Annotated in this window: 14 protein-coding genes and 3 tRNA genes; 9 read left to right on the top strand and 8 right to left on the bottom strand. The window is 63.2% G+C overall.

The features are described 5' to 3' along the window. Positions 1 to 7 precede the first annotated feature (7 nt). The 4 genes from ACFVTG_RS06255 to bcp form a co-directional block, all read right to left on the bottom strand. Positions 8 to 1,513 carry a malate:quinone oxidoreductase gene (locus ACFVTG_RS06255; protein ID WP_390278970.1) on the bottom strand — a complete coding sequence of 502 codons (1,506 nt, stop codon included), beginning with the start codon at positions 1,511 to 1,513 and terminating at the stop codon, positions 8 to 10. A gap of 79 nt (positions 1,514 to 1,592) precedes the next feature. Continuing rightward, the gene (locus ACFVTG_RS06250) at positions 1,593 to 3,260 is read right to left on the bottom strand and encodes an ABC transporter substrate-binding protein (RefSeq protein ID WP_284751169.1); all 1,668 of its coding nucleotides are present in this window, start codon (positions 3,258 to 3,260) and stop codon (positions 1,593 to 1,595) included. A 132-nt stretch (positions 3,261 to 3,392) separates the two neighbouring features. Next, positions 3,393 to 3,474: transfer RNA gene (locus tag ACFVTG_RS06245), tRNA-Leu, on the bottom strand. 120 nt (positions 3,475 to 3,594) lie between these two features. After that, positions 3,595 to 4,065, bottom strand: a complete 471-nt coding sequence (gene bcp, locus ACFVTG_RS06240; RefSeq protein WP_390278968.1) for a thioredoxin-dependent thiol peroxidase — start codon at positions 4,063 to 4,065, stop codon at positions 3,595 to 3,597. A 108-nt stretch (positions 4,066 to 4,173) separates the two neighbouring features. Between bcp and ACFVTG_RS06235 the strand changes: the two genes are divergently transcribed. After that, positions 4,174 to 4,662 (top strand): MarR family winged helix-turn-helix transcriptional regulator, encoded by a 489-nt coding sequence (locus ACFVTG_RS06235; protein ID WP_284751167.1) that lies wholly within the window; start codon positions 4,174 to 4,176, stop codon positions 4,660 to 4,662. Between the two features lie 106 nt (positions 4,663 to 4,768). On the opposite strand, the gene ACFVTG_RS06230 is transcribed toward ACFVTG_RS06235, so the two are convergent. The 4 genes from ACFVTG_RS06230 to ACFVTG_RS06215 form a co-directional block, all read right to left on the bottom strand. Then, a tRNA-Lys gene (locus ACFVTG_RS06230) sits at positions 4,769 to 4,841 on the bottom strand. Between the two features lie 69 nt (positions 4,842 to 4,910). After that, positions 4,911 to 4,986, bottom strand: a tRNA-Lys gene (locus ACFVTG_RS06225). A 116-nt stretch (positions 4,987 to 5,102) separates the two neighbouring features. Next, positions 5,103 to 6,251 carry a PQQ-dependent sugar dehydrogenase gene (locus tag ACFVTG_RS06220; RefSeq protein ID WP_390278966.1) on the bottom strand — a complete coding sequence of 383 codons (1,149 nt, stop codon included), beginning with the start codon at positions 6,249 to 6,251 and terminating at the stop codon, positions 5,103 to 5,105. A 43-nt stretch (positions 6,252 to 6,294) separates the two neighbouring features. Then, entirely contained in the window at positions 6,295 to 7,377 is a 1,083-nt protein-coding gene (locus ACFVTG_RS06215) for a hypothetical protein (protein WP_390278964.1), read from the bottom strand. A gap of 271 nt (positions 7,378 to 7,648) precedes the next feature. Between ACFVTG_RS06215 and ilvD the strand changes: the two genes are divergently transcribed. From ilvD to metG, 8 genes are all read left to right on the top strand, one after another. Continuing rightward, positions 7,649 to 9,370 (top strand): dihydroxy-acid dehydratase, encoded by a 1,722-nt coding sequence (gene ilvD / locus ACFVTG_RS06210; protein ID WP_284751164.1) that lies wholly within the window; start codon positions 7,649 to 7,651, stop codon positions 9,368 to 9,370. 432 nt (positions 9,371 to 9,802) lie between these two features. After that, a complete protein-coding gene (locus tag ACFVTG_RS06205; protein ID WP_284751163.1) occupies positions 9,803 to 11,704 on the top strand; it encodes an acetolactate synthase large subunit in 1,902 nt (633 codons plus the stop codon). Positions 11,705 to 11,706: 2 nt separating this feature from the next. Further along, positions 11,707 to 12,219: an acetolactate synthase small subunit gene (gene ilvN, locus ACFVTG_RS06200; protein ID WP_028264679.1), complete on the top strand. Its 513-nt coding sequence runs from the start codon at positions 11,707 to 11,709 to the stop codon at positions 12,217 to 12,219. Between the two features lie 81 nt (positions 12,220 to 12,300). Next, the gene (ilvC, locus tag ACFVTG_RS06195; RefSeq protein WP_078108575.1) at positions 12,301 to 13,326 is read left to right on the top strand and encodes a ketol-acid reductoisomerase; all 1,026 of its coding nucleotides are present in this window, start codon (positions 12,301 to 12,303) and stop codon (positions 13,324 to 13,326) included. Positions 13,327 to 13,510: 184 nt separating this feature from the next. Next, a complete protein-coding gene (serA, locus tag ACFVTG_RS06190; RefSeq protein WP_390278961.1) occupies positions 13,511 to 15,106 on the top strand; it encodes a phosphoglycerate dehydrogenase in 1,596 nt (531 codons plus the stop codon). A 210-nt stretch (positions 15,107 to 15,316) separates the two neighbouring features. Continuing rightward, a complete protein-coding gene (locus tag ACFVTG_RS06185) occupies positions 15,317 to 18,121 on the top strand; it encodes an FtsX-like permease family protein (RefSeq protein WP_390278959.1) in 2,805 nt (934 codons plus the stop codon). After that, positions 18,118 to 18,873 (top strand): ABC transporter ATP-binding protein, encoded by a 756-nt coding sequence (locus tag ACFVTG_RS06180; protein ID WP_078108578.1) that lies wholly within the window; start codon positions 18,118 to 18,120, stop codon positions 18,871 to 18,873. Before ACFVTG_RS06185 ends, ACFVTG_RS06180 begins: the two co-directional genes overlap by 4 nt. Before the next feature lie 188 nt (positions 18,874 to 19,061). Further along, the gene (gene metG, locus ACFVTG_RS06175) at positions 19,062 to 20,621 is read left to right on the top strand and encodes a methionine--tRNA ligase (protein WP_390278957.1); all 1,560 of its coding nucleotides are present in this window, start codon (positions 19,062 to 19,064) and stop codon (positions 20,619 to 20,621) included. The last annotated feature ends 165 nt before the right edge of the window (positions 20,622 to 20,786 follow it).

Below are 20,786 nucleotides of genomic sequence, written 5' to 3'. Positions count from 1 at the left end.
ACGGTTACTAGTGCTGGACGGCGTTTGCAGGCTCAAGTTGGAGAGAACGGGAGGTGCTCGCTTCCAGCTCGGCCGCAAGTTCCGGATTGTCGTTCAGTTTGACGCCGTAGCCGGGCATCATTTCCTTGAGTTTGGACTGCCAGCCCTTGAAGTTCTTCGGGAAGGACCGCTGGAGCATCTCGATCATGATGGGGACGGCGGTGGATGCGCCGGGAGATGCGCCGAGCAGTGCTCCGATGGAGCCGTCACGAGCCGTGATGACTTCGGTGCCGAACTGCAGCACTCCGCCCTTCTTGGAGTCTTTCTTGATGATCTGCACCCGCTGGCCTGCGGTGATGAGCTCCCAGTTGCCGCCGTCGGCCTGGGGGTAGTACTCGCGGAGGGACTCCACCTTGGCGTCGTGGCGCTTGGCCACTTCCTTGATCAGGTACGCAGTCAGGTCCATGTTGTCCTTGGCCACCGCAAGCATCGGGATGATGTTGCTGGGGCGGATGGACAGCGGCAGGTCAAGGTAGCTGCTCGTCTTGAGGAAGTTGGTGGAGAAACCGGCGTACGGGCCGAAAAGAAGTGAACGCTTGCCGTCAACGTAGCGGGTATCAAGGTGCGGCACGGACATGGGCGGGGCGCCCACGGAGGCCTGGCCGTAAACCTTGGCGCTGTGCTGGCCGGCGATGGCCTCGTCGGTGCAGCGGAAGAACTGCCCTGACACCGGGAAACCGCCGTAGCCCTTGCTTTCCGGGATGCCCGATGCCTGGAGCAGGTGGAGTGCTCCACCGCCGGCGCCGACGAAGACGAACTTGGCGTGGATCTGGCCGTGCTCGCCGGAAGCGGGGTGCTTGAGCGAAAGGTCCCAACCGCCGTCGGAGGCTTTGCTCACGTTGGTGACGTCGTGGCCATAGTTGACTTCAACGCCGTTGTCGGCGAGGTAGCCGGTCAGCTCGCGGGTCAAAGCGCCGAAGTCGACGTCGGTGCCTTCCGCTGCGCGGGTGGCGGCGACGCGCTGCTTGGCGTCGCGGCCCTTGACGATCAACGGGGCCCACTTGGCGATCTGTGCCTGGTCTTCCGTGTATTCCATGCTGCGGAAGAGCGTGTTGGGCTTGAGTGCCTCGTAGCGGGTCTTGAGGAAGTCTGCGTGCTTGTCGCCGATGACGAAGCTCATATGGGGAACGGTGTTGATGAAGCCCTTGGGGGAGCCGATCAACTTATTGTCCACAAGGTGGGACCAGAACTGGCGGGAGAGCTGGAATTGCTCGTTGATGTGGAGGGCCTTGGACGGGTCAACCGAGCCGTCCTTCGCTGCGGGCGAGTAATTAAGCTCACAGAGCGCTGCATGCCCGGTTCCCGCGTTGTTCCACGGTCCGGAGCTTTCCAGGCCGGCTTCGTCGAGTCGCTCAAAGAGGGAGATGGTCCAGCTGGGTTCGAGTTGCTTGATGAACGCACCCAGGGTTGCGCTCATGATCCCGCCCCCAATAAGGACGACGTCAGCGTGGTGTGTCTTGGAAATGAAGGTCACGATCTATCTCCGATAGCGGCGGCACTGGCTGTCACAGAATATCCCCGCGTGGGCACATAACTGAAATTGCGGCGGGACGTCAAGACTTCAGGCGAACGTTTGTAAAAACTTCGTTTAAGACAGGCGACGCAGGGTACTTCTCGACGCGGTCGGAAAGGGCCAAAGCCGAGATTGGGAAAGCGATGGGTACTGCAGGGACGGTCGCAGCGATCTGGGCATTGATGGTCTGGTACTGGGAGTTGCGGTCGGCGCCGTCGGGGAGTCCCCGGGCCCGGTCGATCTTTGAGAACACCTGTGGATCGCTGTAGCCGAACTCGCCGTTGTTCTCTCCGAAGAGGGTGCCCACGAAATTGTCCGGGTCAGAGTAGGCGCCGTTCCAACCGAGCAAATGGAGCGCATGGTCACCCGGGGACTGGACCTTCTGGAGGTAGCCGTCATCCCAATTCACCGGTACGGGCTTGATGTTCAGCCCGATGGCGGTGAGCTCTGCGCTGATCTCCGCGTAGATCTTCTCCGGAGTGGGAAGGTAGGCACGCGTGACATTGAGCGGATAGTAGAACTTGAGCTCTTCGCCTTTATAGCCGGACTTGGCGAGCAGTTGCTTGGCCTTGTCCGGGTCGTATCCCAAGGACGGTGCGTTGTTGTTGAAGCCGCTTAGCTTGGGGGGAACGAATTGGGACGCCGGTGAGGTGTTGTCGATGAAGAACTTGTGGATGAGGGTGTCTTTGTCGATGGCCATCTCGATTGCCTGGCGCACCCCAAGGTTCTGGAGGGGCGCCACGGACTCGTTCATCCCGAGGTACATCACGGAGAACGGATCCCGTTGGACAATTTGCATGCCCTTCTTGACCAGTTGGTCGAAGGTGCCGGCGGTGACAAGGTCGTATCCGTCGATGGTTCCGGCGAGCAGGGCCTGGAGCCGGGCCTGCGGGTAGTCGAACGGAATGAAGTTGACCGTGGCTATCTCTCCGCGGTCGCCCCAGTAGCCCTTGTAGCTGGTGAGCGTGATGCGGTCCTTGCCCCAGGAGGAGAAAACGTAGGGGCCCGTGCCCACGGGGTGGGAGGCGTATGCCGACGCCGGTTGTCCTGACAGTTTCCTGTCCAGGACGTTGGCATTGCCGTCGGCCAACGCTTTCGGGGACGACATTGCGAACGCCGGCAGCGTCAAGGCCTGCAGGAAGCCCGTGAAGGGCTTGGTCAGGTTGATTTGGACGTGGTCGGGAGAGACAACCTTGCAGTTCTTGAAGAGGGAAAGCGAAGCGTCGTCCGAGAAGGATTTGAAGACGCTCTTGAATGCGATGCCCGGTGCCTGCTGACGCACGCTTGCCGGGAAGTTGAACCAACGGTTGAAGTTGCCGCAGACAGCGGCGGCGTCAAAGGCGGTTCCATCGTGGAAGGTGACCTTCGACCGCAACGTGAAGTCGTAGCTGAGTCCGTCATTCCCTTGCGACCAGGACGTGGCCAGCAGGGGAGTCGGTTGGCCGGTGGACGAGTCGACTCCCACGAGGCCCTCCATCACTTGCCGCGTGATGCGATACGCCTCGGAGTCGTTCGTCAGGGCGGGATCCAGGCCAAGGGGCATCGACGGGGTGCCAAAGTTGAAGGTCTTGCTCGGCTCCGCCGGAGCGCCGCCTGCGGCCGATGTGGACGGTACCGGTCCAGGACTTACCGTGCACGAAGTCAAGGCCACGGCCAGAAGGCCTGCGCCGATTTGTAGCGTGACTCGGCGAAGCTTGCTGCTTACCACTCTTGTCCCCTCAAGGCAGTTGGACGGGCTGGGGCCCGCGGCAGCCGGACCGCAGTCCAGTCTAGTTCAGGGCCCTGAGTCCCGGCTGGAAACGGAAGTGCCCCGGCCAATGACCGGGGCACTTCCTGAATGTGCGCAAGGGGGGACTTGAACCCCCACGCCCGAAGGCACAGGAACCTAAATCCTGCGTGTCTGCCAATTTCACCACTCGCGCTGGTGCTGGTACCCGGACCGGGATTCAGGTTACCCTGCCCCGGTCATATACCGGCCTCTATTGTACCCGCGGTTTTGCATCGGCCGTTCCAGCCTCGCCTACGCGGCCGCGCGGTGCCTACTAATCGAGTTTGAGGTCCCTGCGCAGTTTTGCGACATGGCCGGTGGCCCGCACGTTGTACTGGGCCACGGCCACCTTGCCGTCCGGATCCACCACTATCGTTGAGCGGATCAGGCCTTGGTACGTGCGCCCATAGTTCTTCTTTTCGCCCCAAGCCGCATAGGCGTCAGCGACCTGGTGCCCTTCGTCGGACAGGAGGGGAAACGTCAGTGACTCTTCGGCCACAAACTTTTCCAGATCCTTCACGGTGTCCGGAGAGATGCCAAGGACGTCGTAACCGGCAGCCTGGAGGGTCGCGAGGGAGTCGCGGAAGTCGCAGGCCTGCTTGGCGCATGCCGGTGTGGAAGCCGCGGGGTAGAAATAGATGACCGTATTGCGGCCACGGTGCGAGGCCAGGCTGACTTCGCGACCCGTGTGGTCCTTGAGGGTGAAGTCCGGGGCAGTGTCGCCTGGAATGAGTCGTTCAGCCATTTGTGCTCCTTGCTAGCGTCCGCGACCACTCAGCTTAGTGACGAGTTGGCCGCTTCACGAATTGAACCCCGGCCTGATCTGCGCCGGGCGGTCTATATACTGGCCCTTATGCCTGATATGGAACGGTGGCCCACCGGGCGCCTGCTCTCCACGGCCGCGCGCCTCGTGGAGCATGCCTGGAACGAGAAACTGCGCGGTATGGATCTGACCCATGCCGGGGTCATTGTCATGGAAGTTCTTGCCGTCAACGGACCGACCACCCAGTCGATGCTCGCACAGATTGTCCGGGTTCAGGCGCAGACAATGGGGAAGACGCTTACCAGGCTGGAGACCCACGGCCACGTCAGCCGCGCCCGCAGCATTTCCGACCGCCGTAGCCAAGTGGTCAGTTTGACCGAAGCGGGGGAGCGCACCCTCGGGCTAGCCACGCAGTTGGAACGCGAAGTGCTTGCACCGGTGCCGGTGGACACAGCCAAACTGCGGCGGGAACTCCAAGCACTCGTACGCGAACTGGCGAACAACCATTCCTCGGCTGTTGTAAGTGACATTGTGGCCGCAGTGGATTCAGGCGCGGCCCCGGGCGAAGTTTCCAACTAAGCTTCCGCAGCTCGCTCCGGTGCCCCGGCCCGGCCTGGGTGAAGCCTGCCGAAAAGCAATAAGATCCCTGGACGGCCATTCAGCCATCCAGGGATCTTCCCTTTAGTGCACCCCCCGGGACTTGAACCCGGAACCCATTGATTAAGAGTCAATTGCTCTGCCAATTGAGCTAGAGGTGCAATTGTTTGTTGCCGCGATGCAAAGAAATAACCCTTGAGCGGCCGCTGCCGCTCAAGGGTCCTTCCCTTTGGTGCACCCCCCGGGACTTGAACCCGGAACCCATTGATTAAGAGTCAATTGCTCTGCCAATTGAGCTAGAGGTGCATTTGTCGATTTCGATCAGCTGGGGGCTTTTCTTCCCTCGTTGATCTCCGCAACGACATGTAACTCTACACGACACTTGCCGAAGTGTGAAATCGGCGTGGGCGTCCTGCGCGCCCCTAGCTGGCAGCCTTCAGGACCAGCGCAAAATCAGGGTTTTGGTTGTTGCTGAGGACCCAAAGTGTGCCGTCCGGCGCATGGGAAACGTCCCTTAGTCGTCCGTACTGGGCTGTGAGGTATGCCACGGGATTCCCCGCCGTTTCTCCGCTCAGCGGTACCGTCCACAAACGCTGCCCGCGCAGCGCGCACGTGAACGCAGTTCCGTTCACGATTTCGAGCCCGCTCGGCGAGGCATCCGCCGTCGACGGCCAGACCACCTTGGCATCGATGTAACCGGCGCGGCCGGGCGCCCCTGTCACTTGTGGCCAACCGTAGTTGCCGCCCGCTTCGATGAGGTTGAGTTCGTCGTTGACATCGGGTCCGAATTCGCTCGCCCAGAGCCTTCCCGAGCTGTCCCAGGCCAGCCCTTGCACATTGCGGTGTCCGTAGCTGTAGACCGGGTTGTTGCCGAACGGGTTGCCCGGCGCCGGCTTCCCCTCGGGGGTAAGCCGCAGGATCTTGCCGCCAAGCGCATTGCGGTCCTGTGCTTGCTCCGGGTGCTGCGCATCTCCCGTGCCGACATAGAGGAACCCATCCGGGCCGAAGCGGATGCGCCCGCCATTGTGGGTCGATGCTTTCGGAATGCCGGCGAAGATGACTTCGGGTGTGCCGAGGCTCAGCCGCCCGTCCGCAGCCTGCTCAAGGCGGGTGCGCGAAATCCGGTTGTCCGATTCGCCGGTGAAATAGGCGTAGAGCAGCCGGTCGCTGGCGAATGCCGGGGAGAGTGCCAGCCCCAACAGGCCGCCTTCGCCGCCGGGTACGACGCCGGGAAACTCACCGACCGTCGTGGCCCGATCATTCCTGACCGATTTGATGAGCTTGGTGTCCCGTTCGGAGATGATCGCAGTGCCGTCGTCGAGGAACACGATGGACCACGGGATTGTCAGATTGAGGTCAAGCTTCCGAAGCAACTCCGGTCCGCTGCCTTGGGTGCCGGGGGGCTGGGCCGCGCGTGATTGGCTCGCGGACGACGTAGGCCCTGGTCCGGGGGCGCCCCCTGTGCAAGCGCTCAGCAGCAAGGCCGCGAGGCATGCCACCGCTGTCACAGTCCGGACAAGTGCAAGGCGGGACCGGAGAATGCTCCCCGATCCCGCCTTTGCCTGATTCATGAGTTCCAGGCCCGTGCCCTGGGGCTTCAGGTCCCTGGGGCTCTCAGCGGCGGTTCCTGCGAGGCGGCCGGAAACCTGCTGCCTCGGCGTGGGCGCTCGAAATAAACCAGACCTCCGCCTTGACTTCGTCGTAGGACGGGCTGTCTTCATCGTGGTAGGTCATGGTGTCCGCGTTGCCTTTGACGGTGTAGCCATCTGGGCCGCTCCCGTCCGCGCCGGCCGCGGCCGAGCCTTCACCGTACGGCTGCTCGGCGGCGAGATGCCCGCCCAACGGCGGCGCGCCGGTTGAATCCTCGGCTGGGGTGGTTGACTCAGGCGTCGAGACCGCGCCGGGAGTCTCGGTCCGGTCTTCTTGCACCCCTTCCGCAGTGTCGACTGCTTCCGCAGCGGCGGATTCCGCACCGGGAAGCGTGGGAGCATGGGCGTCGGTGTACTCGCGGTGGTGAATCGGAGCGGGGGGGACAGGTGCGCCGCCTTCGCTCCAGGTCGCTTCCCACTCGGCGCTATCGGCCAACTGTTCCGGGGTGGCCGGTTCGGTGCCCGAAGACGCCGGAACGCCGGTAGCAGCCGGAACGGAGGGTCCGGCGTCGGCCGCCGTAACGTCGTCTGCCGTCACGCCCCCTTCAAGTTCAGGCTCGGCGGCAACCGTCCCGGCGTCCTCGGAAACCGCCGCTTCGGAAACCGCCTCCTCGGACAGCACGGGTTCCGAGAGCGTGGGCTCCTCGAACACGGGCTCCTCCACCGAGGCTCCGGTCGCCGGGGACTCTTCCTCGGCGGCCATTCCGGTTTCGAGGGGAGGGACAGGGCGCTCCCAGTCGTCGACGTCGACGCCGCCCGCCTCGGTTGCCGCTTCCGGCTCGGGTTCCGGCTCCGGCTCGGGCTCGGCTTCGGGTGCGGCCGCGCGCGACTCGGCCAAGTTTTGTTCGGCGGTCGCGGCCGCTGCCACCAAAGGGGCCGAACCCGTCAAGGCAGCTGCTGTGACGTCCATCTGTGGAGAGGAAACGGTCGGCGAGGGTGAGGACGGGGCCATGACGCCGGAGGAAGACTTCGCGCGGTTGCGGCTCAAGAGCCACCAGACAATCGCGACGATCAACACGATAACGATGACCGTGATCAACCATTCCATGGGTGGAGCCCTTCTGTTCGAGTGGCGCAGTTGTCGTGATTTGACGTTACGTCCGCGTCACGAGGCTGTCTAGGTTAGTCAATCGATTCGCGGCCTTTAGGACTCGCGCGATCCTGTCGGCCGGAGATGCAGCCGATAATGGGACCGATATCTCACATATCGAGACGACCGTCCATTATTTGAATGAAATATTGAATGAAATAGCGCTGAATTCTCGTTAACCGCTGATCATGTTCGTTGGCCACAGTCCAAGAGTCATAGACTCGTGCCCATGAGTGACCACACCCCAATTGCGACAGACAACCAGCCGGACATCAAGCCACGCAGCCGGGTCGTAACGGACGGCATCCATGCCGCCCCCGCGCGAGGCATGTTCCGGGCCGTCGGCATGGGCGATGACGACTTCGCCAAGCCCCAGATCGGCGTCGCGAGCTCGTGGAACGAAATTACGCCGTGCAACCTCTCGCTGAACCGACTCGCCCAGGGCGCCAAGGAAGGCGTTCACGCCGGCGGTGGGTTCCCGATGCAGTTTGGCACCATCTCCGTTTCGGACGGCATTTCCATGGGCCACGAAGGCATGCACTTCTCCCTTGTTTCGCGCGAAGTCATTGCCGACTCCGTTGAAACCGTCATGCAGGCTGAGCGCATCGACGGTTCCGTCCTGCTAGCCGGTTGCGACAAGTCCCTCCCCGGCATGCTGATGGCAGCCGCCCGCCTGGATCTCGCCAGCGTCTTCCTTTACGCCGGTTCCATCATGCCGGGCTGGGTCAAGCTCGAGGACGGCTCCGAGAAGGAAGTCACCCTCATTGACGCCTTCGAAGCCGTGGGCGCGTGCGCTGCCGGCAAGATGAGCAAGGGTGACCTGGATCGCATCGAACGCGCGATCTGTCCGGGTGAAGGCGCCTGCGGCGGTATGTACACGGCGAATACCATGGCGTGCATCGGCGAAGCCCTCGGCATGTCACTCCCGGGCTCGGCAGCCCCGCCCTCGGCAGACCGCCGTCGTGATGACTTTGCCCGCAAGTCCGGCGAGGCAGTGGTCAACCTGCTCCGCCTCGGCATCACCGCCCGGGACATCATGACCAAGAAGGCGTTCGAGAACGCCATCGCCGTCACCATGGCCTTCGGTGGTTCCACGAACGCCGTCCTGCACCTGCTCGCGATCGCCCGTGAAGCCGAGGTCGAACTGACCCTGGACGACTTCAACCGCATCGGCGACAAGATCCCGCACCTGGGTGACCTGAAGCCCTTCGGCCGCTATGTCATGACCGACGTCGACAAGATCGGCGGCGTGCCGGTCATCATGAAGGCGCTGCTCGACGCCGGCCTGCTGCACGGCGACTGCCTGACAGTCACGGGCAAGACCCTCGCCGAGAACCTGGCCTCCATCAACCCGCCGGACCTCGACGGCAAGATCCTGCGTGCGCTGGACAACCCGATCCACAAGACCGGCGGGATCACCATCCTGCACGGTTCCATGGCCCCGGAAGGTGCCGTCGTGAAGAGTGCCGGCTTCGACGCCGATGTCTTCGAAGGAACCGCGCGCGTGTTCGAACGCGAGCAGGGTGCACTCGACGCTTTGGACAAGGGCGAGATCAAGGCCGGAGACGTCGTCGTGATCCGTTACGAAGGTCCCAAGGGCGGCCCGGGCATGCGTGAGATGCTCGCCATCACCGGCGCCATCAAGGGCGCGGGCCTCGGCAAGGATGTTCTCCTGCTGACCGATGGCCGCTTCTCCGGAGGTACCACCGGTCTCTGCATCGGGCACGTTGCGCCTGAAGCCGTCGACGGCGGACCCATCGCCTTCGTCAAGGACGGCGACAAGATCCGCGTGGACATAGCCGCCCGTTCGTTCGACCTCCTGGTGGACGAAGCCGAACTCGAGTCCCGCAAGATCGGCTGGGAGCCCCTCCCGGCCAAATTCACCAAGGGCGTCCTGGCCAAGTACGCCAAGCTGGTCCACAGCGCCTCCACAGGCGCGTACTGCGGCTGACGCCAAGTAGCCCGTGCCTCCAGCGGTGACAAGGCCGCTGGAGGCGGCAGGGCTTAATAAGGGCTGGTCCGAGGGGCCCCGGCCGGACGGCGTTCACGCCGGAGGGTGGGGGTAGGACCAACCCGTGGACAATGGGGTCCACATAGTGAGATGAGATCTTCACCGTTTGACACTTATCTCACAAAGAGGGAACACTGAACGCATGATCGCATTCGTTACTGTCGGCGCCACCGTGGGCACTGTCGTACTTACCAAGCGCGTGGCTTCCTAGCCCGACTGGTAACGAACCGTCACGCGCAACCCCTCGAAGAGCCGCAAGGCTGAGGGGTTTTTTTATTTCCCACAGGGGACGGCGCATTTAGCAACAACCGCATGAACGCAGTACCCAAGCAGTAACTTTCACTAATTGAAGATCCCCAAAGGAAGAGTCCGATGAGCAAAGGATCGCCGATCAGCCCCTCGCTGATGGCTGCAAAGTCCGCTGGAGCCCCCAAAGCTCCGGAAAAGGTCGACCGTCCGGCTGACGCCGTCGTCGACAATGCTGCAACTCTCTCTCCTGTACTCGGGCCGAACAACGTTGTACCCCCAACGGTGATGACCGGCTCGGAAGCTATTGTCCGCTCGCTCGAAGAACTCGGCGTGGACGATATTTTTGGTTTGCCCGGTGGCGCGATCCTCCCCACCTATGACCCTTTGATGGCCTCCAAGATGAATCACGTCCTGGTCCGTCACGAACAGGGAGCCGGCCACGCAGCCCAAGGCTACGCCATGGTTACCGGACGGGTTGGCGTCTGCATCGCCACCTCGGGCCCCGGTGCCACCAACCTCGTTACCGCCATCATGGATGCCCACATGGACTCCGTGCCGCTCGTGGCCATTACCGGCCAGGTATCGGCTTCTGTCATTGGCACGGATGCCTTCCAGGAAGCGGACATCGTCGGCATCACCATGCCGATCACCAAGCACTCCTTCCTGGTGACGGATCCCAACGACATTCCGCATGTCATGGCCGAGGCTTTCCACCTTGCAAGCACCGGGCGTCCCGGTCCCGTATTGGTGGACATCGCCAAGAACGCCCAGCAGGGCACCATGACCTTCTCCTGGCCACCCAAGATCGATTTGCCGGGTTATCGTCCGGTGGTCCGCGGCCACAACAAGCAGGTGCGCGAGGCTGCCCGGCTGATCGCCGCGGCAAGCAAGCCCGTGCTGTACGTGGGTGGCGGAGTGGTCAAGGCGCATGCTTCGGCCGAATTGCGCGAACTCGCGGAGCTCACCGGAGCGCCCGTGGTGACCACACTCATGGCCCGCGGCGCGTTCCCGGATTCCCACCCCCAGCACGTCGGCATGCCCGGCATGCACGGCACGGTTTCCGCGGTGACCGCACTGCAGCAGTCCGATCTGCTGATCACCCTTGGTGCGCGCTTCGATGACCGGGTGACGGGTGTCCTGAGCACCTTCGCTCCGCATGCAAAGATCATCCACGCGGACATCGACCCCGCGGAGATCTCCAAGAACCGCGTGGCAGACGTTCCGATCGTGGGTTCCGTCAAGGAAATCATTCCGGAACTGAGCGAGGCCGTCCGGACCGCTTTCGAACAATCCGGCACTCCGGACCTCGACGGTTGGTGGGCGTTCCTGAACAACCTCCGCGATACCTACCCCCTCGGTTGGACCGAACCGGAAGACGGACTCAGTGCCCCCCAGCGGGTCATCGAACGCATTGGTGCGCTGACGGGTCCGGAAGGAATCTACGTTGCGGGCGTTGGCCAGCACCAGATGTGGGCCGCGCAGTTCATCAAGTACGAGCGTCCCCACGCCTGGCTGAATTCCGGCGGTGCGGGCACCATGGGTTATGCGGTGCCGGCAGCCATGGGCGCCAAGGTCGGCGAACCCGACCGCGTGGTCTGGGCGATCGACGGTGACGGCTGCTTCCAGATGACCAACCAGGAACTGGCCACCTGCGCCATCAACAAGATTCCCATCAAGGTTGCCATCATCAACAACTCCTCGCTGGGCATGGTGCGCCAGTGGCAGACCCTCTTCTATGAAGGCCGCTACTCCAACACCGACCTGAACACCGGCCACGACACCGTCCGTATCCCGGACTTCGTCAAGCTGGCAGACGCTTACGGCTGTGCCGCGTTCCGTTGCGAGCGGGACGAGGACATCGACGCCACCATCCAGAAGGCCTTGGAAATCAATGACCGTCCCGTGGTCATCGACTTCGTGGTCAGCCCGAACTCCATGGTGTGGCCGATGGTCCCCTCCGGAGTCTCGAACGACCAGATCCAGGTTGCCCGCAACATGACCCCGGAATGGGAAGAGGAGGACTAGCCATGAGCCGCCACACACTGTCCGTTCTGGTCGAAGACAAGCCCGGCGTGCTGACCCGCGTGGCCAGCCTCTTCGCCCGGCGGGCCTTCAACATCAACTCCCTGGCCGTCGGCCCCACCGAGGTTTCCGGGATTTCCCGGATGACCGTCGTCGTCGACGCCGATGGCGACCTCATCGAGCAGGTCACCAAACAGCTCAACAAACTGATCAACGTGATCAAGATTGTCGAGCTGACTTCAGAATCTTCCGTGCAACGTGACCACATCCTGGTCAAGGTACGTGCGGATGCCGCGACACGCCTGCAGGTCACCCAAGCTGCAGACTTGTTCCGTGCCTCAGTGGTTGACGTTTCCACAGACTCGGTGGTCATTGAGGCAACCGGTACCCCGGAAAAGCTCGCAGCGCTGCTTTCAGTGCTGGAGCCGTTCGGCATCCGCGAAATAGTGCAGTCCGGCACCTTGGCCGTTGGGCGGGGATCCCGCTCCATGAGTGACAGGGCTTTGCGCAGCGCTTAGGCACTGTCCTAGGTACTGCGTAGCAGCCCGATACCGAACCACAGACAATATCTACAAAACCACTCAAGAGGAGTTACGCAAGTGACTGAAATGTTCTACGACGACGACGCAGACCTGTCGATCATCCAGGGTCGCAAGGTTGCCATTGTCGGCTACGGTTCCCAGGGCCACGCCCACGCGCTGAACCTGCGCGACTCCGGCGTCGAGGTTGTCATCGCGCTCAAGGAAGGCTCGAAGTCGATCGCCAAGGCCGAGGATGCAGGCTTCACGGTCAAGAACGTTGCCGACGCCGCCGAATGGGCCGACGTCATCATGATCCTGGCACCGGACCAGCACCAGCGTGCGATCTACAACGACTCCATCAAGGACAAGCTGACCGCAGGCAAGGCCCTTGCCTTCGCCCACGGCTTCAACATCCGCTTCGGCTACATCGAGGCGCCCGAGGGCGTTGACGTCATCCTGATCGCCCCGAAGGCTCCGGGCCACACCGTGCGCCGCGAATTCGAAGCCGGCCGCGGTATCCCGGACATCATCGCCGTCGAGCAGGACGCTTCCGGTTCCGCTTGGGAGCTGGCCAAGTCCTACGCGAAGGCGATCGGCGGCACCCGCGCAGGCGTCATCAAGACCACCTTCACCGAAGAGACCGAGACCGACCTCTTCGGCGAGCAGGCTGTCCTGTGCGGCGGCGTCTCCCAGCTGATCCAGTACGGCTTCGAGACCCTGACCGAGGCCGGCTACCAGCCGCAGATCGCCTACTTCGAGGTTCTTCACGAGCTCAAGCTCATCGTTGACCTCATGTGGGAGGGCGGCATCGCCAAGCAGCGCTGGAGCGTTTCCGACACCGCGGAATACGGCGACTATGTCTCCGGCCCGCGCGTCATCGACCCCCGGGTCAAGGAAAACATGGCCGGCGTCCTCGCCGACATCCAGTCCGGCGCTTTCGCCAAGCGTTTCATCGACGACCAGGACAACGGTGCAGTCGAGTTCAAGGAACTGCGCGCCAAGGCAGAGCAGCACCCGATCGAGGGTGTCGGCCGCGAGCTGCGTTCCCTGTTCTCCTGGCAGCAGCAGGACGAGGACTACGTCGAAGGCTCCGCAGCCCGCTAATCAAGGCACCCGTTGAGGCCGCGGCAGGAGCCGTAGCAATTCAACACAGAACGCCGTTCGGGATAGGCTCGAAATGAAGCCGCCCGGCATGGAGGCCGGACCCGGTATACCGGGTCCGGCCTTCGTCGTCAAAGAATCGTTTCACCAAAACCCCACCTGAAAAAGAGAGCTAAAGAGGTCACCGGTGACTAGCACCAAACCAGTAGTACTCCTCGCTGAGGAACTTTCGCCCGCCACGATCGAGGCCCTTGGTCCGGACTTCGAAATCCGCCAAACCGACGGTGCGGACCGGTCCCAGCTGCTCTCCGCAATCGTCGACGTCGACGCCATCCTTGTGCGTTCAGCCACCCAGGTGGACGCCGAGGCAATTGCCGCAGCCAAGAACCTCAAGATCATCGCGCGTGCAGGCGTCGGCCTGGACAACGTGGACATCAAGGCCGCCACCCAGGCCGGCGTCATGGTGGTCAACGCCCCGACGTCGAACATTGTGTCCGCCGCCGAACTCACGGTCGGCCACATCCTCAGCCTTGCCCGCCACATTCCCCAGGCCAGTTCCGCCCTGAAGGGCGGCGAGTGGAAGCGCTCCAAGTACACGGGCATCGAACTGTTCGAGAAGAAGATCGGCATCATCGGCCTCGGACGCATTGGGGCGCTCGTGGCTGCCCGCCTGCAAGGCTTCGAGACCGAGATCCTCGCCTACGACCCCTACATCACCTCCGCACGCGCGGCACAGCTCGGCGTAAAGCTCGTCACCCTGGACGAGCTGCTGGAGAAGTCGGACTTCATCACCATCCATATGCCCAAAACGCCGGAAACGGTGGGCATGCTGGGCGCCGATGCCTTCAAGAAGATGAAGGAAACGGCCTATGTGGTCAATGTCGCCCGTGGCGGCCTGATCGACGAGGAAGCCCTCCACGAGGCTTTGGAAGACGGTCAGATCGCCGGCGCCGCTGTCGACGTGTTCGTCAAGGAGCCGAGCACCGACCTTCCGTTCTTCGGCATGGACAATGTCATCGTGACGCCCCACCTGGGTGCCTCCACGGACGAAGCCCAGGAAAAGGCCGGCGTCTCCGTGGCGAAGTCCGTGCGCCTCGCCCTCGCCGGCGAACTCGTGCCGGATGCCGTCAACGTCGCCGGTGGCGTGATCGCCTCCGACGTCCGCCCCGGAATCCCGCTGATCGAGAAGCTCGGCCGGATCTTCACGGCCCTGACCCATGCATCCCTGACGCAGATCGACGTCGAGGTCGCGGGCGAAATCTCCAGCCTGGACGTGAAGGTCCTTGAGCTGGCAGCGCTCAAGGGCGTGTTCGCCGACGTCGTGACCGAGCAGGTCTCCTACGTCAACGCACCCGTCATCGCCGAGCAGCGCGGCATCAACACCCGCCTGATCACGACGCCGGAAGCCGAGGACTACCGCAACGTCCTGACCATCCGCGGGGCCCTTAGCGACGGCTCCCAGATTTCCGTAGCCGGCACGCTCACCGGGCCCAAGCAGGTCCAGAAGCTCGTGGGCGTCAACGGCTACGATGTCGAAATCCCGATCAGCGAGCACTTGGTGGTTGTTTCCTACGCGGACCGTCCCGGTGTCATCGGCACCATCGGCCACATCCTGGGCATGAACAACATCAATATCGGCGGCATGCAGGTGGCCCGCCAGAGCGAAGGCGGCCAGGTCCTGGCGCTGCTCACGATCGACACTTCGGTGCCGCAGCAGGTCCTTGAAGCCATCAAGGCCGGCATCGGTGCCGACATGGTTCGTGAAGTCGACCTGGAGGACTAGCATCCGAACCGTTTGAGCTAGAAACGTGTGCCGCAGTTCACATCGGCCACATATTATTGGCCGGTCTGCCTACAATGGCTTGGTCCGAAATTCGGAACCGGCGGCAGGCCGGCCAATATCTTTTGCACGCACCCGGTGGATTCCTATTGCCTCGGCATGGTTCCAGGGACAGCAGTGTGCACACCCGCAATCCAGGACTCAGGGAGCCCTATGAACGCCGTCCAGAGGTTCATCCGAAGCCGCGTGCTTCTGTTGACCGCGGCCATTTTGATCGTCGCCATGTGTTTGTCCGTATTCATCCAGAGCCAGTCGCAGGCCGCGCTGAACCGGACAGTGGATGAGAACTCACGCGGCCTGTACGACATCCTGGTCCAGGCCAAGTCCGCGGACACCAAGGACGGCGGGGCGCTCCTCCAGCCGGACATCGCGAACGGCCAGGGCGGCATCAGCTTCCCGCAACTCGAGAAGATCCGTGGGCTGGGCGGTACGTCCGTCGCGGCGCCGATCAGCCTCGTTTCCCGGGTGACGCAGAACTTGGAAACCCCGCGGCTTGATGCCATGGATTACCTTGGCTACAACGCGGGGCTGGCTGGTGGGGCCACCGCTGGAGATCCGACCGGAACTGACTCGAAGAACTGGCCCGCGCCAGAGTCCGTCCTTCCCGCGCAGCCCAAAAAGTACCGCCTGACGGCCACTGCCGTGAGCTCCGATGGAGTGTCCCAGCAAACCCTCTTCCAGACCAGCGCTGAAGGCACGCTCGGCAAGGGGCAGGTCATAGAGCAGCAGACTGCCGGGGGCAAGAGCATCCGCATCGCCGGCCCGGCAGGGGAAACCGGCATCAAGTTCCCTGCGCCTGCCGGTGGTTCGGAACACAACCTCTTCAACCTTTCGGTGGCCCTGCCCATGGCTCCCCAGGTCACAGAGTCTGTCGTCGCCGTCGATCCGACAGCTGAACGCGCCCTCTTGGGCTCGGCCGGAGACTTCCTTGCACCGCTGCAAAAAGCTCCGCCGGCCGACACCCGCAACGCCGGTGCCATCGGTCGCTACTTCGAACAACTCTTCGCCAAGAGCCCTACGCAACAGGAACTCGAACAGGGCCCGGATTTCATGGGCGTCAAGCTCAAATACTGGGCACCCCTCATGACCCAGTACCAACAGGCAAAGCTGTCCGGCCAGATCACCGATGCCTCGCAGGCCATTCCTTTGATCGTCCGGCAGGGAACCTCATTGGATCTGAAGTATTCGGTCAAGATCCAGGAAATCGATGATTCGGGCAAGGTCGTCAACGACGTCGGCACTGTCTCGCGTTCCTTGGACAAGGACTACCTGCCGTTCGTGTCAAAGTCGCCCTTCGCCCTCGAATGGCCCGGATCCACGGACCACAGCCAGTTGCTCGGCAACACGGGCAACTTCAGCCAAGGCCTGTACCAGCCGGCCCAGTGGAGCACCGACTTCGCCGCGGCACCCAAGTACAAGGACGGCGAAACCTCCGCGAATGGAGCCGTCGGCAAGTCCGCCACACCGGGGGACTGGGTGACGGTCAACAAGCTTCCCGAGAAATCGGCTTTCGGGGCGATGGTGGACCAGAGCCAGCGCAAGCCGGTCGACGAGCGCTCGTACCGGGAGAACCTTGCCACGGGATCGAAGCCCGCTACCCCACTGCCGATGGTCTACGGGACATTTGATCCCGCCCAGGTCCAGAAAGCGGCGGGCGACGTCAACAAGCTGCCCTTGGGCGGTTATGACCCGGCCCCGATGACGCTCCAGAAGGACGCTTCGGGCAATGACACCGCGGCCAAGGGCCTCAAGCCCTCGCTGAGCGCCACGGGCTTGGTCAGCCAGTCTGCCGGTGCCATTACCGACTACTACGGCCTTGCCGCAGCGCGCGGTTACGATTCCAACGCCAACGTGATCGATGCCATCCGGGTCCGCGCCAGCGCGCCAGGCAACTGGAAGCAAGCCCAACCGGAGGTCGACAAGCTCGCGGCCCAGATCCGCGACATGGGGCTCGAAGCCACAGTGGTGGCCGGCTCCGCGCGTGAAGACGCCAACATCTTCGTGCCCGGATACTCGAAGGACGACGCCGGCAAGGAATCCGCGCTGGGCACCGTCCAGCAGTCCTGGGTTCGGCAGGATGCCGCCGATGCCGTTTCCGGCTCCCTGACAGGCACCAACATCACCCTCCTCTTCCTGACGCTGTGCGGGGCCACACTCCTGACAGGCGCTTCCACCGTCAGCTATATCCGCCAGCGACGCAGCGAGGCGGGGATCCTCCGCGCCATGGGCTGGACCCAAAGGAAGATCCGCAGTTGGGTCCTTGAGGAGTTCGGTATCGGTGCGGGGATCGTTGCCGTGGCAGGCATTGCGCTGAGCCTCCTGAGCTGGAACCTGGCTACGGTCATTGTTTCCGCATCCGTGCTGTTCATCTACTGCGCTGCCGCCTACATCGCGGCCCAGCAATTGCGGCACCGGGACGTCGTCGACCAGGAACCCCAACACGATGAACGCCTGATCGCGGTGGATTCGCCGCTGACGTTCGCGTACCGCCAACTGGTCACGCACCGTTTCAGCTCAGTGGCGCTGGCCGTGGCCGTGGGCGTCTTCGGGGCGGCCGTTGGTGCCCTGATCGCCTTGCTCATCGACATCCCGCGCGCGGCTGGAGCGAGTGCCCTCAGCGGGCTCGCCTCCGCCACCATCGCGCTGCCAAGCGTCATCCTGGCGGTCTCCGGGGTGCTCGTGGGCCTCGTGCTGACCTTGGTCACCGGTCGCTTCGAACTCCAGGCCAGGCGCGAGCAGCTCGGCACGCTGCGGGCCATGGGCTGGAACCCGGACATGCTGGGGCAGGTCAGATTCTTCGAAAATGCCTTGGTCGGAGCCGTGGCCCTGATCCTGGGCGTCCTGGGGGCGCTGGGCCTGGGCCTGTTGCTCGCTCCTTATGCCGCACTTTGGGCCGCCTTGGCCGGAGTGTTGGCCGTAATTTGCTGGATTCCCATTGCAACGAAAGTGGTCAAATGACTGACAATCTCGAACCCGATCTGACCGCGACCACGGAATCCACCGACGAGTCGTTCCAGACCCGCGCCAACACCATCGTCCGGGCAGCGGACCACGGTATGCCCCTCCAGTTGAGCAACATCACCATCCGCTACGGCGGTGACAAGGGTGGCGCAGAGCCGGTGACCGTCGTCGAGGATTTCAACCTGACCCTGCACGCCGGTGAGATGCACTGCGTCGCCGGGCGAAGCGGCTCAGGCAAGACCAGCATCCTGACGGTGGGCGCGGGACTCACGCTTCCGACGTCGGGCCGTGTCCTCTGGGAGGGCGACTCCCTCGAGAAAATGGGCGATGACGAAATCGCCGACCGCCGCCGCGCGCTGATCGGGTATGTGGACCAGGGCGGTGCCTTGATCGACGGCATGAGCGCCTTGGAGAACGTGCTGTTGCCGGCTGTTCCCGACGGCGAAGTGGAGCAGCGCACTGAAATGGCGAAGGACCTGCTGGACCTGGTGGGGCTGGGCCGGCGCATGCGCCACCGTCCGGCGCAGCTTTCCGGCGGTGAGCGCCAGCGTGTCGCCATCGCCCGCGCCCTGATCCTGGGCACCCGTGTCCTCGTGGTGGATGAGCCAACGGCCAGCCTCGACCGCACCTCGGCAAACCGCATCATCAGCATCCTGAAGGACACCACCAGTGACGGGATTGCCGTGTTGGTGGCCTCGCACGACCACGAGCTTGTCAGGCTCAGCGATACGCTGACTGAATTGAACTAGTCCCCACCGCCACCCTCGCCTCGCAAGTCCCCAGCCGCCCCCTAGCTTCGCAAGTCCCCAGCCGCCCCCTAGCTTCGCAAGCTCAGCCAGGGAACCCTGGCGGCGTGGGCCCCGCCGATGCCTCCGGACCGGCCGTCACATGCGGCCGGTCCGGTCTTTCCATCTCCAAGAGAAGGTAACTTCGTAGAGTGACGTCTCCAGATAAACCCCCGTTCTACATCACCACCGCCATTACGTACCCGAACGGCGAGCCGCATATCGGGCATGCCTACGAGTACATCGCCACCGACGCGATGGCCCGGTTCAAGCGCCTCGACGGCTACGACGTGATGTTCCTGACCGGTACGGACGAGCACGGCATGAAGATTGCCCAGGCCGCGGAGAAGGAAGGCATCACGCCCAAGGAACTCGTGGACCGGAATGCCGAAATCTACAAGGCGGCCCACGCTGCCTTGGGCATCTCGTACGACCGCTTCATCCGCACCACGGACGCCGATCACTACGCCGCTTCGCAGGCCATCTGGAAGAAGATGGAAGCCAAGGGGGACATCTACCTGTCCAAGTACGAGGGCTGGTACTCGGTCCGCGACGAGGCCTACTACACCGAGGACGAGACCGTACTGAAGGACGACGGCGTCCGCTACTCGCGCGGTACCGACACCGAAGTGACGTGGACCGCGGAGGAGAGCTACTTCTTCCGCTTGTCCGCCTACCAGGACAAGTTGCTCGCTTTGTACGAGGAGCAGCCGGAATTCGGCGCCCCCCAGTACCGCTTCAACGAGGTCATCAGCTTCGTCAAGCAGGGCCTGCAGGACTTGTCCATCAGCCGGACGACGTTCGACTGGGGCGTCCCGGTGCCGGGGAACGACAAGCACGTCATGTACGTGTGGGTTGACGCCCTGACCAATTACCTGACGGGGGTCGGCTACCCGGATGCCGATTCGGAGGCCTTCCGTAAGTTCTGGCCCGCGGACGTCCACGTCATCGGCAAGGACATCTCCCGGTTCCATGCGATCTTCTGGCCCGCTTTCCTGATGAGCGCCGGCCTGGAATTGCCCAAGCGCGTCATGATCCACGGCTTCCTGACCAACAATGGGGTCAAGATGTCAAAGTCCCTCGGCAACGTGGTGGCTCCCAAGGATTTCGTCGAGCAGTACGGCCTGGACCAGGTGCGTTTCTTCTTCCTCCGCGAAGTGCCCTTCGGCGCCGACGGCAGCTACAACCACGAGGCGATCGTGGGCCGCATGAACGCAGACCTCGCCAACAACTTCGGCAACCTGGCACAGCGTTCGCTGTCCATGGTGGCCAAGAACTGCGAAGGCAAGGTGCCGGTCCCCGGCGAATTCTCAGCCGAGGACTCCGCGCTACTGGCCCAGGCCGGCGAACTGCTGGACGTGGCCCGCGCCGCTTTCGAGAAGCAGGAATTCAGCCGTGCCCTCGAGGCGATCTGGGCCGTGCTGGGTGACACCAACGCGTACTTCGCCGAGCAGGCCCCGTGGGTGCTGCGCAAGACCGACGTCGAGCGCATGAACACCGTCCTCTACGTCACGCTGGAGGTTGTCCGGATCGTGGCGATCCTCGCCCAGCCGGTCATGCCGACGTCGGCCGCCAAGCTGCTTGAGGTGCTGGGACAGCCGGAAGGCGAGGCCCGCCAGTTCGCGGCCATCGCCACTCGGATCGTCCCCGGCACGGAGCTCCCGGCCCCGGCCCCGGTCTTTCCGCGTTACGAGGAGCCCGCCGAGTCCTAGACGCCCGCTCACTTACACCGCCTTTTTGGCCAACGCCCGCTCACTTTTGCGGTGCGTGACACCCCCTCACCCCTCATCGTCAAGCTGGTTGTGAGTCATTCATTACCTGTTGATTGAAGGAGCCGGCGATGGCCGTTGATAACAAGGGTTTTACGCGTGAAGAGA

Source organism: Arthrobacter sp. NPDC058127 (assembly GCF_042884555.1).
Taxonomy (GTDB): domain Bacteria; phylum Actinomycetota; class Actinomycetes; order Actinomycetales; family Micrococcaceae; genus Arthrobacter.
The sequence above is the reverse complement of the archived record's forward strand: the minus strand, read 5'-3'. Positions and strand labels throughout refer to the sequence as shown.